Source organism: Allobosea sp. 05T422_2, assembly GCF_056396265.1.
In genome coordinates, this window is sequence record NZ_JBFTLD010000135.1 from 1 (window position 1) to 16,903 (window position 16,903).

Consider the following 16,903-nt stretch of genomic DNA (forward strand, 5'->3'; position numbering starts at 1 on the left):
GATTGGTGATGACGCCGCCGACCATGATGACGCCCGTCACCAGGAGCGCGTTGTCGTCGCCCTTTGAGGTGCGGACGAATTCGGCAAGCCCGATCGTGCCGGCAGCGCCGCCCTTGTTGGTGAAGGACGCGCCATCGGTGAAGATCTTCGACTGCGCGAAAGCTGCCATCGTGTGGCGGCCGGCACCATCCCAGCCTCCACCCGGATTGGCCGGGATCATCACCTTGGCCGGCTCGGCGGTGGCCATGCCCGTGCTCAGGACCAGCGCCAGCGCGCCAGTCGTCATCAGACGCCTCAACATCTCGTTTCCTCCCGTGGGTTGCCGCCGCCTTGTCTGGCTGGTCGTGTCTTGCCGCGCGACGCGCGGAACTTGGTCGCCGGCCCCGCGCCGGCTCGCATGCTGGTCGTCAGGCGCTCCGCTCGTGCTGCGGCATGGCTTCCGGCGTGATGGTCGCCACGATCGAGGCATCCAGCGCCTCATAGTCATGGAGCCCGATGGTCGCGTAGAGTTCGGCGCGGGTCTGCATCTGCTCGACCATGCCATGAGTGCCGCCATCGCGAGCCAGCGCGGCGTAGAGCCGCTCCTGCGCCTTGTTGGCGACGCGCAGCGAGGAGACGGGCCAGATCACCATGCGGTAGCCCATCGCCTCGAACTCGGAGGCGGTGAAGAACGGCGTGCGTCCGAACTCGGTCATGTTGGCGAGCAGCGGCACGCCCGGCACACGGCGCGCGAACTCCCTGAACATCTCGGCGGTGGTCAGCGCCTCCGGGAAAATCGCGTCGGCACCGGCCTCGAGATAGAGCTTTGCGCGTGCGACCGCGCCCTCCATGCCCTCGCTCGCCGCGGCGTCGGTGCGGGCGATGACGTAAAGATGCCGGCGGGCCTTCACCGCAGCCGCGACCTTGGCCGCCATGTCATGGGCGGCGGCGAGCTTCTTGTCGTTGAGATGGCCGCATTTCTTCGGCAGTAACTGGTCTTCGATATGGACCGCGCCCGCGCCCGCGTCCTCGAAGGCGCGGACCATGTTCATGACGTTGAGGGCCTCGCCATAGCCGGTGTCGCCGTCGACCAGCACCGGCAAACCGCTGGCCCGCGCCACCTGCCGGATGAAGAAGGCAACCTCGTCGACGGTGATGATGCCGAGATCGGGCAGCCCCATCGACGCCGTCATTGCCGCGCCCGAGAGATAGAGCGCCTCGAAACCGGCGGCCTTCGCCTGCAGGGCCGCCATGCCGTTATGGCTGCCCGGCAACCGGAGGATGCCACCCTGCCCGACCAGCGCGCGAAAGCGCTCGCCGGCCGGCTGCGAAGGACAATCGGAGGCAACGAGATAGGGCATGGGGCCTCAGTTCGCGTAGAGGTCGACGTAGTCGTGAACCGGCATGGCTTCGAGCCGCGCCTGATCGAGCGAGACATCGAGAATCYGGCGCTGGCGTTTCTCGACAAAGCGGCGTGCGAGATTGGTGCGGAACTTGGCCTCGAGCAGCGGGATGCCGTCGGAGCGGCGGCGCTTGTGGCCGATCGGGTATTCCACCACCAGTTCGGGCAACACCGTGCCGTCCTTCAGCGTGATGGTCATCGCGTTGGCGATCGAGCGCTTTTCCGGATCATGATAATCGCGGGTGAAAGCAGGATCCTCGACGCATTCGATCTTGTCCCGGAGCGCGTCGATGCGCGGATCGGCGGCAATATCGTCTTCGTAATCGCCTGCGGTGAGACGCCCGAAGATCAGCGGCACGGCGACCATGTATTGTAGAGTGTGGTCGCGGTCGGCCGGGTTATGCAGCGGCCCGCGCTTGTCGATGATCCGGATGCAGGCCTCGTGCGTGCGGACGCGGATCGAAGCGATGTCGTCGCTGCTGCGCCCGATCTTTTGGAGATGAGCCTGCAGCGTCATCGCCGCTTCGACGGCCGTCTGCGCATGAAACTCGGCCGGATAGGAAATCTTGAACAGCACATGCTCCATGACATAGGAGCCGTAAGGCCGCTGGAACTTGAACTCCTGGCCGCGGAACGAGGCGTCGTAGAAGCCCCAGGTCTTCGCCGTCAGGACCGAGGGATAGCCCATCTCGCCGGTCCGGGCGATCAGGGCGAGCCTCACTGCCCGGCTCGTCGCATCACCGGCCGCCCAGCTCTTGCGCGAGCCGGCATTCGGTGCGTGGCGATAAGTTCGCAGGGCCTGCCCATCGACGAAGGCAAGTGACAGCGCATTGACGATCTCGTCGCGGTTCAGGCCGAGCAGCCCTGCGACCACTGCCGTCGAGGCGACCTTGACCAGGACGACATGGTCGATCCCCACCTTGTTGAACGCATTTTCCAGCGCGAGACAGCCCTGGATCTCATGGGCCTTGATCATCGCGGTCAGCACGTCGCGCATGGTCAGCGGCGGCCGTCCGGAGGCAACCGCGGTCCGTGACAGCCAGTCGGCCACAGCCAGGATGCCGCCGAGATTATCGGACGGATGGCCCCATTCCGCCGCGAGCCAGCAATCGTTGAAATCGAGCCAGCGGATCATCGTGCCGATATTGAACGCGGCCTGGACCGGATCGAGCTGATAGCGCGTGCCGGGCACGCGCGCGCCGTTCGGGACCACGGTCCCCGGCACGACCGGGCCGAGCAGCTTGGTGCAGGCAGGGTATTCCAAAGCCTCGAGCCCGCAGCCGAGCGTGTCGAGCAAGCAGTTGCGGGCGGTCTCGTATGCCAGCGAACTGTCGACACGATAGTTCAGGACGTAATCGGCGATATCGACGAGCACGCCATCCGGAGCAGGGCGTTCATTGTTGTTGAATTGAGCCATGGACGGGCATTTCCTCACGCCGATCCGGCTGGTCGTCTAGCGCCGCCGGAGAATTATTGTCGACATATGTTTCATGCGACCGACTTAAAGGCAAGCTTCATCCGCCAAATAATGAAATACTGTCGACAATAATCGAGAGCGCGCCCGTGGTGTCTCCGCTGGCGCTCTCCGTCTTGGCTGAGCGATTCCTGGTCCGCGCCCATCTCCACATCACCAGGCGAGTGCTCCAAGCCGACCTGAGGGAGCCGGCGTAAGATTCAGGAAAATCTGACGAATCAGAGCAGGATGCAGCCACAGCGATTGCGGCTGCATCGAAGCCCTCAGGGCCGTTTCGGAATCTCGAGTCCGCGCTGAACGGCAGGGCGTGCGAGCCCACGCTCCAGCCAGGCCGGCACATGCTTCAGGCTGGAATAGTCGACGAGTTCGCCCGCACCATAGAATCCAACGAGGTTGCGGACCCACCCGAGCAGGGAGATGTCGGCGATGGTGTAGGCATCGCCCATGATCCAGTCGCGACCGGCGAGACGCGTCTCGAGCACGCCGAGCAAACGCTTGCTCTCGGCCGCGTAGCGGTCACGCGGACGCTTGTCCTCGTATTCGCGCCCGGCGAACTTATGGAAGAATCCGAGTTGACCGAACATCGGCCCGACAGCAGCCATCTGGAAGAACACCCACTGGATGGTCTCGTAGCGCTCCGCCAGATCGGACGGCAGGAACTTGCCTGCCTTCTCCGCGAGATAGATCAGGATCGCCCCTGACTCGAACAGGCCGATCGGCTTGCCGCCCGGGCCATTGGGATCGATGATCGCAGGGATCTTGCCATTCGGATTGAGGGACAGGAATTCCGCAGTCCAGGTCTCGTTCTGCCCGATATTGATCGTATGCGGCTCATAGGGCAGCCCGGTCTCCTCCAGCATGATCGAGACCTTCACGCCATTCGGCGTCGGCAACGAATAGAGCTGGATGCGGTCGGGATGCTGGGCCGGCCAGCGCTGGGTTATCGGGAAGGCAGAAAGATCGGACATCCGGGGCTCCATAGGCTCGAATCAGGCGCCCGGTGAACGGATTCCCGCGGCACTGCGCGACCCTACCCAGATTCCCMTGGTGTCACTGCGACGATTTCGTGAGCTGTTACCAGGTCCGTCCCCGCATCCTGACCCGTTCGAGCGCAAAGCCCCGCTGCTCCATGGCCACCTGGTCCTGCGCCCAGACGGCAGAGGGCTCGAGTTCGAGCGCGATGGCCGGAAGATTGAGCTCTCCGGCGAGAGTATTGGCGAAACGCATCAGGGCATCGATCAGGACGGTCCCGGGCAGGCGCACCGAGGCCAATTCGGAGACATTGAGMGTCGCCTCCCGGGAAAGCGGCTGGGCGATCTCATAAGCGAAGATCCCGTGGATGCAGCGACGCCGGTCATACAGAGCAATCAGGCCGCGCTCCTGGCCTGTCTCCTTCTCGTAGCGGCGTAAGTAAGCCGCCCAGTCACTGATACTGAGGCCCGGGTTCGCCATCGCCATCAATGCATAGGCTGCCTGTGCCTGCTGCGATGTGACGCGTACCGCCTCGAAAATATCTTCCATTACGATTGCCGAACTGCTGAGCGGAGATATGTCAGCAGAGTTGAACACCCAATCGTCTGCATTGATGCAGATCAAGGAGCGCCCTCGCCGTCCCGGCTAGGGTTTGAATGACTGGGAACAAGGTGTGATGCTCCCTTGTTCACGGAGGTACGAACGCGTGGACTGCCAGCAGGCCGCTTGCGGCAACGATTCAAGACGGGACAGCGGATGCCTTGCCTGCAAGGTCCGCCTCGCGAGCGTGTGCGCGTCGCTATCCGTCGAGGAGCTCGAAGAGCTCAACGCTCTCTCCCATCACACCTCGTTCGATGCCAAGGAAACGGTCTTCGTTCAGGACCATCCCGCGCATTCGGTCTACAACATCGTCGAAGGCATGGTGCGGCTCTACAAGCTGCTGCCGGACGGACGCCGACAGATCATCGGCTTTGCGCTGCCGGGCGATTTCCTTGGATTGGCGATGCGCGATGCCTTCGGCTTTTCCGCCGATGCGGTCGACTCGGTCTCGGCCTGCGCCTTCTCGCGTTCGGCCTATGCCTCGCTGGTCAATGCCAAGCCGCATCTGCTGCGTCGCCTGCATGAGTTCGCCACCCATGAACTCACGCTGGCCCAGGAGCAGATGATGCTGCTCGGYCGCCGCAGCGCAGAAGAGCGGGTGATCTGCTTCCTGCTCACCATGCGCGACCGCTGGGCCAAGCTCGGCAAGCCGTCCGTGACCGTGCCGCTGCCGATGAGCCGCCAGGACATCGCTGATTTCCTCGGCCTGACGATCGAAACGGTGAGCCGCACCTTCACCAAGCTCGCCAAGGACAAGACGATCCTGATCGTGCCGGATGGCGTGCGCCTGCTCAACACCGACCATATGGAACTGGTCGCAGCGGCCTGATCGCAGTTCCCGCAGCTTGAAGGGCGCCGGTTGGACGGCGCCCTTGCTGATTCCGCAGCGCAACAAAGGAACCCTCCTCAGGTTGCGTTGATCTGCATCAAGGCCCGTCCCGCTCCGCTTCGCTAACGCTCTCGATTGGCAGCATTGATGCGCTGCAGCAAACGAGGGCTGGCCATGGCGGCGACAGGGTATCCGATCAGGCGCGCGACGACGGGAGAAATGGGAGGCCTCGTATTGGCGGCGGGCTGCGTGTTGCCGCTGCTCATCATCGCCGCCCTGACGCCCGATCCGGCCTATGCCTTCCATATCAGCCTTGCGGCGGTCGCCTCGCTCGTCGCGGTGTTCCTGATCGGCAATCGCTGCTTCAGTCCGGCGCCGAGCCCCGCGCCACAGGAGATCGACGGCAAGCCGAACTACAATATGGACCCGGTCAAGTTCGCGACCGTGGCCGCGATGGTCTGGGGCATCGCCGGGTTCACAGTCGGCCTGATCATCGCGCTTCAGCTCGCCTTCCCCGACCTGAATTTCGACCTGCCATGGACGAATTTCGGCCGGATGCGCCCGCTTCACACCTCGGCGGTGATCTTCGCCTTCGGCGGCAATGTGCTGATCGGCACGTCCTTCTATGTCGTGCAGCGCACCTCGCGTGCGCGTCTGGCCGGTGACATCGCGCCGTGGTTCGTCGTCCTCGGCTACAACTTCTTCATTGTGCTCGCCGGCACCGGCTATCTGCTCGGCATCACTCAGGGCAAGGAATACGCCGAGCMCGAATGGTATGCCGATCTCTGGCTGACCATCGTCTGGGTGGTCTATCTGCTGGTATTCCTCGCGACCTTGGCCAAACGCAAAGAGCCGCACATCTACGTGGCGAACTGGTTCTATCTTGGCTTCATCCTGACCATCGCCGTCCTGCATATCGGCAATAATCTGGCGCTGCCGGTCTCGATCCTCTCACCGAAATCCTATGTCGTCTGGTCCGGCGTCCAGGATGCGATGTTCCAGTGGTGGTACGGCCATAACGCGGTCGGCTTCTTCCTCACCGCCGGCTTCCTCGCGATCATGTACTATTTCGTGCCGAAGCGTGCCGGTCGCCCGGTCTACAGCTACCGTCTCTCGATCATCCATTTCTGGGCGCTGATCTTCCTCTACATCTGGGCCGGGCCGCACCACCTGCACTACACCGCCCTGCCCGACTGGGCGCAGACCCTCGGCATGACCTTCTCGATCATGCTCTGGATGCCCTCCTGGGGCGGCATGATCAACGGGCTGATGACGCTGTCAGGCGCCTGGGACAAGCTGCGCACCGACCCCGTGCTGCGCATGATGGTGGTCTCGCTCGCCTTCTACGGCATGTCGACCTTCGAAGGTCCGCTGATGTCGATCAAGGCAGTGAACTCGCTCTCGCACTACACCGACTGGACGATCGGGCATGTCCACTCCGGCGCGCTTGGCTGGGTCGCCTATATTTCCTTCGGCGCGATCTACTGCCTCGTGCCGTGGCTCTGGAACCGGCGTGAGCTGTATTCGCTGAAGCTCGTCAACTGGCACTTCTGGATCTCGACGCTAGGGATCGTCTTCTACATCTCGGCGATGTGGGTCTCCGGGATCATGCAGGGCCTGATGTGGCGCGCCTACACCTCGCTCGGCTTCCTCGAATACTCCTTCATCGAAACCGTGGCTGCGATGAAGCCCTACTACGTCATCAGGGCGCTCGGTGGCGGGCTCTTCCTGACCGGGGCGCTGATCATGGCCTTCAATCTCTGGATGACGGTCAGGCACGGCACGGTCGACGCCCCGAGCGATGACCATGCACTGCAGCCGCAGCTCGTCCCCGCGCAGTAAGGAACGCTCAGATGTCGAGCATTGAAAACCCGGCTCCGCGCAAGTCGCTCTGGCTCAAGCACAAGATCTTCGAGACCAACTCGATCATCCTGGTGATCGGCGTGCTGCTGGTCATCTCGGTCGGCGGTCTCGTCGAGATCGCGCCGCTCTTCTACCTCCGCAACACGATCGAGAAGGTCGAAGGCATGCGGCCCTATACGCCGCTGGAGCTCGCCGGCCGCGACATCTATGTCCGCGAGGGCTGCTACAACTGCCATAGCCAGATGATCCGGCCGCTGCGCGACGAGATCGAGCGCTATGGACCCTACTCGCTGGCAGCCGAGAGCATGTACGACAAGCCCTTCCAGTGGGGCTCGAAGCGGACCGGTCCGGATCTCGCCCGCGTCGGCGGCAAGTATTCCGACGAATGGCATCTCGGCCACCTCAACCAGCCGCGCGCGCTGGTGCCGCAGTCGATCATGCCGGGCTACCCCTTCCTGGCGAAAACCGAGCTTCGTTTCGGTGACATCGCCGATCACCTGCGCGCCAATCGCGGCGGCGGCGTGCCCTATACCGACGAGATGATCGCGCAAGCCGCGAGCGACCTCGAGGCCCAGGCCACGCCCGACCACCCCAAGGCGGCCGAACTCGAAGCGCGCTACCCCAAGGTCCAGATTCGCGATTTCGACGGCGATCCCAAGCGGGTCACCGAAGCCGATGCGCTGATTGCCTACCTGCAGGTCCTCGGCACGCTCGTCGACTTCAAGCTCTACGACACCAAGGCCAACATCCGTTGAGCGAGGGCACCATGGATTCGACCTACCATTGGCTCGCGGGCTTCGCCCAATCCGCCGGCCTACTCTACTTCGTCGGCACCTTTCTGGCCATTTGCCTCTACGCGCTCTGGCCGAGCAACCGCGCGCGCTTCGACGAGGCCGCCCGCACTCCCCTGCGGGAGGACTGAGCCATGAACAAGCATCACGACCCTGCCTCGGAATTCGATGCCGCCACCGGCCAGTCGACCACCGGTCACGAGTGGGACGGCATCCGCGAGCTCAACACCCCGCTGCCACGCTGGTGGCTCGGCATCTTCTACGCCACGATCATCTGGTCGGTCGGCTACTGGGTCATCTACCCGGCCTGGCCGCTGCTGACCGACGCGACCAGGGGCGTCATCGGCTACGCCTCGCGACAGGAGATCGAGGACGATCTCGCGGTCATGCGCAAGGATCGCGCCGCGCTGGCCAGCGGCCTCGCCGACGCCTCGCTCGAGCAGATCAAGGCCGACCCCGCCCTGTTTCGCGTCGCCATGGCACAGGGCAAGGCCGCCTTCGGCGACAATTGCGCCGCCTGCCACGGCGTCGGCGGCAGCGGCGCCAAGGGCTATCCCAACCTGAATGACGACGAGTGGCTCTGGGGCGGCTCGCTTGCCGCGATCCAGACCACGCTGCAGCACGGCATCCGCGTCGCCGGCAACAACGACACCCGCGTCAGCCAGATGCCGGCCTTCGGGCGCGACGGCATGCTGAAGAGGGACGAGATCAGCGCGGTCGCCAACCATGTGCGCGAACTGGCCGGACTGTCGACTGCCCCCAAGGCTGACCTCGCACTCGGCCGCAAGCTCTTCGCCGATAATTGCGCGGCCTGCCATGGGCCTGCCGGCAAGGGCAATCAAGAGCTCGGCGCGCCGAACCTGACCGACGCCATCTCGCTCTACGGCATGGATCTCGCGTCCCTGACCGAGACCATCACCAACAGCCGCAACGGCGTCATGCCCGCCTGGGGCCAGCGTCTCGACCCGACCACGATCAAGGCGCTGACCGTCTATGTCCACTCGCTCGGCGGAGGCCAATGACATGGCACTCGCGGAAAGCGAAGACGCTCCGCTCTTCGCGCCGTCGAAGAAAGTTTACCCACAGAGCGTGTCGGGCCCGTTCCGGCGCGCCAAGTGGCTCATCCTCGTCCTCTGCCTCGGCATCTACTATCTCCTGCCCTTCCTGCGTTGGGACCGCGGCCCCAACCTGCCGAACCAGGCAGTGCTCGCCGACATCGCCAATAACCGCTTCTATTTCTTCTTCATCGAGATCTGGCCGCAGGAGGTCTACTACTTCACCGGCCTGCTGATCCTGGCCGCCTTCATGCTGTTCCTGATGAATGCCGTCGCTGGCCGGGTCTGGTGCGGCTATCTCTGCCCGCAGACCGTCTGGACCGACCTCTTCCTCGCCGTCGAGCGCGCCTTCGAGGGCGACCGGCGCGAGCGGATGAAGCGCGACGAGGGGCCCTGGACCGCCGACAAACTCGCCCGGAAAACCGGCAAGCACCTGGTCTGGCTCGTGATCGCCTGGTGGACCGGCGGCGCCTGGGTGCTCTATTTCGCGGATGCGCCAACCCTGGTGCGGGAACTCGCGACCTTCACGGCTCCGCTCTCGGCCTATGTCTGGATCGGCATCCTGACCTTCACCACCTATGCGCTCGCCGGGATCATGCGCGAGCAGGTCTGCACCTTCATGTGTCCCTGGCCGCGCATCCAGGCAGCGCTGACCGACGACGACGCCCTCAACGTCACCTATCGCTACGATCGCGGCGATCCGCGCGTCTCGGTCAAGCAGGCCACGCGCCTGCGTGCCGCCAACGAGCCGGCTGGCGATTGCATCGACTGCTACCAGTGCGTCGCGGTCTGCCCGACGGGTATCGACATCCGCGATGGCTCGCAGATGGACTGCATCCAGTGCGGCCTGTGCATCGATGCCTGCGATACGGTCATGCTCAAGATCAACCGCCCGGCCGGGTTGATCGCCTATGACACCGACGACAACGTCAAGCGGCGTATCGCTGGCCAGAAGCCGGTCTATCGCCTGATCCGCGCCCGCACCCTGATCTACACCGCGCTGATCGGGCTCGTCGGCGGAGCCATGATCTACCAGCTCGCAACCCGCAGCACGGCGGGAATCTCCGTGCTGCACGAGCGCACCCCGCTCTTCGTGACGCTCAGCGACGGCTCGATCCGCAACGCCTACACCATCCGCCTGCTGAACAAACGCCCGGATTCCCGTCCCTTCGCGCTCACCGTCTCCGGCCTGCCCGGTATCCGGGTCGAGACCGTCGGAACCCAGGCGACGGCCGATCTTCGCCCGATCATCACGGTCGACCCCGATTCCTCGCGCGAGATCCGCGCGCTGGTGACAGTGCCGGCCGGCATTCCTCTCGACAAATCCCAGACGATCACCTTCACCGCATCCGACCTGTTCGCCGGAGAGGTCGTGACCGCCGGGGATCATTTCATCGCTCCCTAGAGAACGCATCATGACCTGTTGCGGAGGCTTCATCATGCCGATCGATTTTCCAGCCCCACCGGCGCCAACTCGGCGCCGGCCCTTCGAGCTCAGCGGGCGTGCCGTGCTCTTCGGCATGATCGGCTTCTTCATCGTGGTCGCGGGCGTCAATGGCGTGATGATGGTCTCGGCCATCCGGACGATGCCCGGCGCCGATGTGAAGAGCGCCTACGAGACCAGCCAGCGCTTCAACGGCGAGATCGCGCGCATGCAGGCCCAGGCCGCACGCGGCTGGCTGGCCCAGAGCGAGGTCGTGCGTGCCGGCGCCGACGCGGTCGTTTCGCTCTTGCTGAAGGACAAGGCGGGCGCAGCTGTCACAGGGCTCGCAGTCGAGGCGAAGCTCCAGCACCCGGCGACGCGGCAGCAGGACCGCGAGGTGACGCTGACCGAAACTGCCCCGGGCCACTATTCCGCGACGGTGCCGGGGCTGCATGCCGGCGCCTGGACCCTGGTGGTCGAGGCAAAGCGCGATCGGGACCCGGCCTTCTCCTCCCGCAGCCGCATGATGCTGAAGGAGTGAGGCTCATGGCCGCGCAGCAGGATCTCTCCGTCTTCATCCGCCATCGCGAAAGCGGCGTCGCGGGCATGGAACTCGCGGTGGAGAACATCCGCTGCGCCGGCTGCATGCACGCGATCGAGAACGGCCTTGCCCATGAGACCGGTATCCTCAGCGCCCGGGTCAATCTCGCGCTGAAGCGCGTCACGGTGGAATGGACGGAAGGCGTACTGCGCCCAGAGGCCGTGATCGAGCGCCTCTCCCGGCTCGGCTTCAAGGCCTACCCTTTCCTGCCCGCCTCCGGCCGTGAGGACGACACAAGCGAGGAAAGGCGGCTGCTGCGCTATCTCGGCGTCGCCGGCTTCGCCTCGATGAACATCATGCTGCTCTCCGTCTCGGTCTGGTCGGGCAATAGCAGCGACATCAATCCGGTCACGCGCGACTTCTTTCACTGGCTCTCGGCGCTGATTGCCCTGCCAACCGCCGCCTATGCCGGCCGCCCCTTCTTCGAGAGTGCGCTCCGGGCTCTGCGCGCCCGCGCCGTCAACATGGACGTGCCGATCACGCTCGGCATCGTGCTCGCGCTCGGCATGTCGGTGGTGGTGACCTGGAATCACGCCGAGCATGCCTATTTCGACGGCGCGGTGATGCTGATCTTCTTCCTGCTGATCGGGCGCTATCTCGACCAGCTGATGCGCCGCCGCACGCGCGACCTCGCTGGCAATCTTGCCGCGTTGAAGGCCGAAACCGCGACCCGGCTGATGCCGAATGGCGAGGCGATGGTGACGCCGATCGCGGCCATCGTGCCCGGCGACCGCGTCCTGATCCAGCCGGGCGAGCGCGTCAGTGTCGATGGCATCATCGAGACCGGCTCCTCCGAAATCGACCAGAGCCTCGTCACCGGTGAAACCCTGCCGCATGCCGTCATGGCCGGCGCGCAGGTCTATGCCGGCACCGTGAACCTCTCCGGGGCCCTGACCGTCAAGGTCGAAGCCGCAGCCAGCGGCACCCTGCTCGACGAGATCGATGCCCTGATGGCGCGCGCGGTCGAAAGCCGCTCCCGCTATGTCAAGCTTTCCGATCGGGCGGCAAGGGTCTACGCCCCTCTCGTCCACGCCACGGCGCTCGCGACCCTGCTGGGCTGGATGGCCTTCGGCCTGCCCTGGCCCGAAGCACTGATCATCGCCATCACCGTCCTGATCATCACCTGCCCCTGCGCGCTGGGGCTGGCGATTCCGGCCGTGCAGGTCGTTGCTGCGTCTGCCCTGTTCAAGCGCAAGGTCATGCTGAAACAGGGCGATGCGCTGGAGCGCCTGGCCGAAGCCGATGTCGCTGTCTTCGACAAGACCGGCACCCTCACCCTGCCGGACCCCGATCTGGTCAATGGCGCTGAGATCGATACCGCAACCTTGCAGGCGGCGGGCAGGCTGGCAGCCGCGAGCCGCCACCCTCTCGCCCGCGCCATCGCCCGTGCCGCCGGCCATCCTGCTCCTGCGAGCGATGTCAGCGAAAATCACGGCGCAGGCCTGAGCGCGATTGTGGATGGGATCGAGACCCGTCTCGGCAGCGTCGCTTATTGCGAGGCCGGGGCGGAAGCCGCCATCGTCGCCGCGCGCCATCCCTCAGCCTCCCTGATCGCCTGGCGCCATGGCACTGAATGCGCCATCTTCGCGGTCGATCAGAAGATCCGGCCGGAGACGCGCGACTGTATCGCCGCGCTACGCGGTCTCGGCCTCGAGATCCGCATTCTCTCCGGCGACCGAAGCGAAGCTGTCGCGCCGGTCGCCTCGGCCCTCGGTATCACGGAGGCCGAAGCCGGCCTGCGTCCCGACGAGAAGCTCAAGGCGCTCGACCGGCTCAGCGCCAAGGGGCGCAAGGTGCTGATGATCGGCGACGGGCTCAACGACGCTCCGGCCCTTGCCAAGGCCCATGTTTCGATCTCGCCGATCAGCGCGACCGACCTGGCGCAGGCCTCGGCCGACATTGTCTTCATCGGCGACAGCTTGATGCCGGTCGCCGACAGCCTGCGCATCGCCCGCAGGGCGCGCAACCTCATGCTGGAAAACCTCTGGTTTGCGGTGCTGTACAATGCCGTCGCGGTGCCGATTGCCGTCGCGGGCTTCGCGACGCCGCTCGTCGCAGCCGTCGCGATGTCGGGATCGTCACTGGTGGTCACGCTCAACGCGCTGCGCGCGGGACGCGGCCTGTCGCGGCAGAATACGGGAGTGGCGTCATGAATATCCTGGTGATCCTGTTCCCCCTGGCGCTCGGTCTCGGACTGCTGGGGTTGGCGGCCTTCTTCTGGTGCATGCGCACCGGCCAGTTCAGCGATCTCGAGGGACCGAGCTGGCGCATTTTGAGGGATGACGACCTGCGTTCGCCTGGGGACACCCGCACCAACGATCATTGACGCAGCGGCCGTTCCGGCCTTACCTCGCCAGCGACGGTTCCCTTAGGGGATCAAAAGGGAATGCGGTGCGGATGGTTCGCCATTCAATGCCGTGGCTGCCCCCGCAACTGTAAGCGGCGAGCCTTTCGCCACACGCCACTGGGGCCCTCGGACCTGGGAAGGCGGCGACAAGGCACCGACCCGCGAGCCAGGAGACCTGCCGTCAGCCGTGGTCACACGCGAACACGTTCGGACGGGGTGTTTCGATCGCTTGTTGAACTGCACGCTGGCTAAGGGCAGCGGACGGGGCCTCGCGTTCGCGGTGACGTGCCACAGACGTCAACGCCCGAGGTTCCATCGTGATCCGTCCTCCCAAGGTTGCCCGGCGCAGCCGGCTGCTCATCACCCTGCCGCTCCTTGTCTCCGCCGGCTCCCTCCCCCCCAGCCAGGCCTCCGCCCAGTCAGCCACCGAATCGATTGCCCTCGACGAAATCGTCGTCAGCGCGACGACGCGACCCACGCCAGCGCGCGAGATCGCCAATTCCGTGACCGTCATCACCGCGGGCGATATCGAGCGCGAGCAGCGCCGGACCCTGCCGCAGGCGCTCGCCGCCGTTCCCGGCCTCAATATCGTGCAGACCGGCGGGCCGGGCGGGCTGACCTCGGTCWTCATCCGCGGCACCAACTCCAACCACGTCAAGGTATTGATCGACGGCATCGAGGCCAACGACCCGTCGACCCCGAACCGCTCCTTCGATTTCGGCTCGATGCTGACCGACGACATCGAGCGCATCGAAGTGCTGCGCGGACCGCAAAGCGGCCTCTACGGCGCCAACGCGCTGGGCGGCGTCATCTCGATCACCACCAAGCGTGGCGAGGGTCCGCCGAAGCTCACGGCCCGAGCCGAGGCCGGCTCATACGGCACCTTCAACCAGTCGGTCGGCCTCAGCGGCGGCGATGACCGCTTCAACTACGCCCTCAGCATCGCCCATTTCAAATCGGATTCGACCCCGGTGACGCCTCCCGGGCTCGTGCCGTCGGGGCGCCGCGTCAACCCGAATTCCTACGACAATTGGACCTATTCGGCCCGGTTCGGCGTCGCGCTGTCCGATACGCTGTCGCTGAACTGGGTCGGCCGCTACACTGACGGCTACCTGCTCTTCACCGGCGATTCCGGCTTTCCGAGCACGCCCAGCAGCTTCCGCAGCAGCCAGGACTACAAGCAGGCCTTCACCCGCGGAGAGGTCGTCTGGGATCCGCTTGGTGGGCGCTTCGTCAATCGCTTCGGCCTGTCCTACAGCAATCAGGACCGCACCGGCCGCACGCCGAATGCGATTGGTATCCTCGGCCTGCCGACGGAGAATCTCGGCGAGCGCACCAAGGTCGACTGGCGCGGCGACCTTGAGTTGATGAAGGGGCAGACCCTGGTGATGGGTCTGCAATACGAGCGCGAACGGCTGGAAACCCGCGCGCTCACGGCATCCAACGGCAATACGGGCGCCTTTGCCGAACTCCAGTCGAATTTCGGCGACCGGCTCTTCATGGTCTCGAACATCCGCTACGACGATGACGAGACCTTTGGCGGCCACACGACCTACCGCTTCGCGCCAGCCTATATCGTGCCGGAAATCGAAACCAAGCTGAAGGGGAGCTATGGCACGGGGTTCAAGGCCCCGACCCTGAGCGAGCGTTTCAGCGATTCTCGCCCGGCCTTCAACTTCTTCGGCAATCCCAACCTGAAGCCGGAAGAAAGCCGCGGCTGGGATCTTGGCTTCGAGCAGCCTCTCCTCGATGACAAGGTCCGGTTCGGCGCCACCTATTTCCACAACGACATCGAGAACCTGATCGTCACCAACGTGGCGCGGAACTCCTATGCCAATATCGGCAAGGCCACGACCAAGGGGGTGGAGGCCTTTACCGCGCTCGAAATCTCGCCGCAGTTCAAGGTGCGGGCCGACTACACCTTCACCATCGCCAAGGACGACATCGCCCGGCAGGAACTGCTGCGCCGTCCCCGTCACAAGGCCAGCGTGACGGCGAGCTGGACCCCGGTTGACAAGCTCACCCTTTCGGCGACGCTGATCTATGTGGGTGAGCGCGTCGACGGAAACCGTGACTTCTCGATCTCGCGCATGCGGGCGCCGGGTGCGGCCATCGTCAATCTCGCCGCCGAGTACAAGGCGACGGACAGGCTCAGTGTCTTCGGCCGCATCGATAACCTGCTGGACAAGCGCTACGAGAACCCCGTCGGCTTCCTGGTGCCGGGTCTGAGCGCCTATGGCGGCCTGAAGGTAACGCTGTGAAGCCTTGGGCGGCCCGCGCGATGACTCGCGGCGCCGTTCTGGCGCTTRGCCTCTTGCTCGGTTTCGGCGGCCTGACGGCCGCCGAAACGCCGGCCAAGCCATCCCGCATCGTCTCGCTCAACATGTGCACGGACGAACTGGTGCTGCGGCTCGCCCAGCGCGAGCGCATCGCCTCGGTCACCTGGCTCTCGCAGGACCCGCGCAACGCCAACATGGCCGAGATTGCCAAGACCATCCCGGCCAATCACGGTCTGGTGGAGGAGGTGCTGAGCTACAAGCCCGATCTGATCATCGCTGGCGCCTACACGACGCGCAGCACGGTCGCGCTGCTGAAGAAGGCCGGTGTTCCCGTCCGCGAATTCGGGGTGCCGCGCAATCTCGCTGAAATGCGTGCCCAGATCGCCGAGATGGCGGCCCTGCTCGGCGAGCCAGAACGCGGCGCGGCCCTGATCGCAGCGATCGACCGGCGCCTCGACACGCTCGCCGCCAACCAAAGCACGGGCCATCCCAGGGCGCTGGTCCTGCGGCCGAACGGGTTCACGGTCGGGCGCGGCTCGCTGGTGGACGAGATCCTGACCCGCGCCGGCCTGACCAATCTCGCCGCCGAACTCGGCATCGACAATTACGGCCAGATCGCGCTGGAGACCGTCGCGCTCGGACAGGCCGACATGCTGATCCTCAACACCACGCCGGGCGGGCCGCCCTCGCTCGCCCATGAGATCCTTCATCATCCGCTCCTGACGAAGCTCGGCGAGCGGGTCAGGCTCGTCGCCCTCCCCTCGAAACTCTGGACCTGCGCCGGACCGGCCGTGCTCGATGCGATCGAGCTGCTTGCCGCCTCCCGTACGCAAGGATCGCGCTCATGACATTGGGGGTTCAGGAAACGGTACGAGCGACGACGCCGAAGCTGGGGCGGCTCATTGTCATGCTGGCCCTGTTGATGCTGGCCATGATGCTCGTTTCCATGGCGGTGGGTTATGCCCCACTCGACATCAAGGCGGCCCTCGCCGACGCCCTCGCCGGACGGAAGACCCTGCCGGCGCTCGTCCTTGTCGAGCTGCGCTTGCCGCGCGCGCTGCTGGGCGCGCTCGTCGGTTTCAGTCTCGGGCTTGCCGGCGCCGCCATGCAGGGCCTGCTGCGCAATCCGCTTGCCGAACCCGGAATCCTCGGAATTTCAAGCGCCGCCGCCTTCGGCGCGGTCGTGGTCTTCTACAGCGGCTTGTCGGCGACGATGGCGCTCGCCCTCCCCTTGGGCGGCATGGCCGGCGCCGCAATGGCGACGCTTCTGCTCTATGCCTTCCTGGGG

16 protein-coding genes, 1 pseudogene and 1 riboswitch are annotated in these 16,903 nt (G+C 65.2%); of the genes and pseudogenes, 12 read left to right on the forward strand and 5 right to left on the reverse strand.

Annotated elements, in window-relative coordinates; translation table 11 throughout:
* From AC1DJT_RS21510 to AC1DJT_RS21530, 5 genes and pseudogenes are all read right to left on the reverse strand, one after another.
* Window positions 1-301, reverse strand: a pseudogene (locus AC1DJT_RS21510) (Bug family tripartite tricarboxylate transporter substrate binding protein); the annotation flags it as partial.
* A 106-nt stretch (window positions 302-407) separates the two neighbouring features.
* The gene (gene prpB / locus AC1DJT_RS21515; protein ID WP_476834829.1) at window positions 408-1,340 is read right to left on the reverse strand and encodes a methylisocitrate lyase; all 933 of its coding nucleotides are present in this window, start codon (window positions 1,338-1,340) and stop codon (window positions 408-410) included.
* Between the two features lie 6 nt (window positions 1,341-1,346).
* Window positions 1,347-2,798 (reverse strand): bifunctional 2-methylcitrate dehydratase/aconitate hydratase, encoded by a 1,452-nt coding sequence (locus tag AC1DJT_RS21520; protein ID WP_476834830.1) that lies wholly within the window; start codon window positions 2,796-2,798, stop codon window positions 1,347-1,349.
* A 320-nt stretch (window positions 2,799-3,118) separates the two neighbouring features.
* On the reverse strand, window positions 3,119-3,823 hold the full coding sequence (locus tag AC1DJT_RS21525) for a glutathione S-transferase N-terminal domain-containing protein (RefSeq protein ID WP_476768126.1): 705 nt from the start codon (window positions 3,821-3,823) through the stop codon (window positions 3,119-3,121).
* A gap of 106 nt (window positions 3,824-3,929) precedes the next feature.
* Window positions 3,930-4,451, reverse strand: a complete 522-nt coding sequence (locus AC1DJT_RS21530) for a hypothetical protein (RefSeq protein ID WP_476834831.1) — start codon at window positions 4,449-4,451, stop codon at window positions 3,930-3,932.
* A 52-nt stretch (window positions 4,452-4,503) separates the two neighbouring features.
* Between AC1DJT_RS21530 and AC1DJT_RS21535 the strand changes: the two genes are divergently transcribed.
* From AC1DJT_RS21535 to AC1DJT_RS21590, 12 genes are all read left to right on the forward strand, one after another.
* Window positions 4,504-5,256: a helix-turn-helix domain-containing protein gene (locus tag AC1DJT_RS21535; protein ID WP_441505878.1), complete on the forward strand. Its 753-nt coding sequence runs from the start codon at window positions 4,504-4,506 to the stop codon at window positions 5,254-5,256.
* Between the two features lie 174 nt (window positions 5,257-5,430).
* Window positions 5,431-7,098 carry a cytochrome-c oxidase, cbb3-type subunit I gene (gene ccoN / locus AC1DJT_RS21540; protein WP_476834832.1) on the forward strand — a complete coding sequence of 556 codons (1,668 nt, stop codon included), beginning with the start codon at window positions 5,431-5,433 and terminating at the stop codon, window positions 7,096-7,098.
* Window positions 7,099-7,109: 11 nt separating this feature from the next.
* A complete protein-coding gene (ccoO, locus tag AC1DJT_RS21545) occupies window positions 7,110-7,874 on the forward strand; it encodes a cytochrome-c oxidase, cbb3-type subunit II (protein WP_441505880.1) in 765 nt (254 codons plus the stop codon).
* 11 nt (window positions 7,875-7,885) lie between these two features.
* Complete coding sequence (locus tag AC1DJT_RS21550; RefSeq protein WP_043235436.1) at window positions 7,886-8,041, forward strand: cbb3-type cytochrome c oxidase subunit 3; 156 nt, start codon at window positions 7,886-7,888, stop codon at window positions 8,039-8,041.
* A 3-nt stretch (window positions 8,042-8,044) separates the two neighbouring features.
* Window positions 8,045-8,932 carry a cytochrome-c oxidase, cbb3-type subunit III gene (gene ccoP, locus AC1DJT_RS21555; RefSeq protein WP_441505881.1) on the forward strand — a complete coding sequence of 296 codons (888 nt, stop codon included), beginning with the start codon at window positions 8,045-8,047 and terminating at the stop codon, window positions 8,930-8,932.
* Between the two features lies 1 nt (window position 8,933).
* Window positions 8,934-10,370 carry a cytochrome c oxidase accessory protein CcoG gene (gene ccoG / locus AC1DJT_RS21560; protein WP_441505882.1) on the forward strand — a complete coding sequence of 479 codons (1,437 nt, stop codon included), beginning with the start codon at window positions 8,934-8,936 and terminating at the stop codon, window positions 10,368-10,370.
* Between the two features lie 34 nt (window positions 10,371-10,404).
* Window positions 10,405-10,929, forward strand: coding sequence for a FixH family protein (locus AC1DJT_RS21565; RefSeq protein WP_441505883.1), 525 nt, complete (start codon window positions 10,405-10,407; stop codon window positions 10,927-10,929).
* A 5-nt stretch (window positions 10,930-10,934) separates the two neighbouring features.
* Complete coding sequence (locus AC1DJT_RS21570) at window positions 10,935-13,142, forward strand: heavy metal translocating P-type ATPase (RefSeq protein ID WP_476768128.1); 2,208 nt, start codon at window positions 10,935-10,937, stop codon at window positions 13,140-13,142.
* Window positions 13,139-13,315, forward strand: a complete 177-nt coding sequence (gene ccoS / locus AC1DJT_RS21575) for a cbb3-type cytochrome oxidase assembly protein CcoS (protein ID WP_113515886.1) — start codon at window positions 13,139-13,141, stop codon at window positions 13,313-13,315. The genes AC1DJT_RS21570 and ccoS overlap by 4 nt, the downstream gene beginning before the upstream one ends.
* A 17-nt stretch (window positions 13,316-13,332) precedes the next feature.
* Window positions 13,333-13,533: riboswitch (cobalamin riboswitch) on the forward strand.
* 120 nt (window positions 13,534-13,653) lie between these two features.
* Window positions 13,654-15,597, forward strand: coding sequence for a TonB-dependent receptor plug domain-containing protein (locus AC1DJT_RS21580; protein ID WP_476834833.1), 1,944 nt, complete (start codon window positions 13,654-13,656; stop codon window positions 15,595-15,597).
* Window positions 15,598-15,617: 20 nt separating this feature from the next.
* Window positions 15,618-16,463 (forward strand): ABC transporter substrate-binding protein, encoded by an 846-nt coding sequence (locus AC1DJT_RS21585; RefSeq protein ID WP_476834834.1) that lies wholly within the window; start codon window positions 15,618-15,620, stop codon window positions 16,461-16,463.
* A 59-nt stretch (window positions 16,464-16,522) separates the two neighbouring features.
* Window positions 16,523-16,903, forward strand: a 381-nt coding sequence (locus AC1DJT_RS21590; protein ID WP_476834835.1) for an iron chelate uptake ABC transporter family permease subunit, incomplete at its 3' end; no start/stop codon positions are given.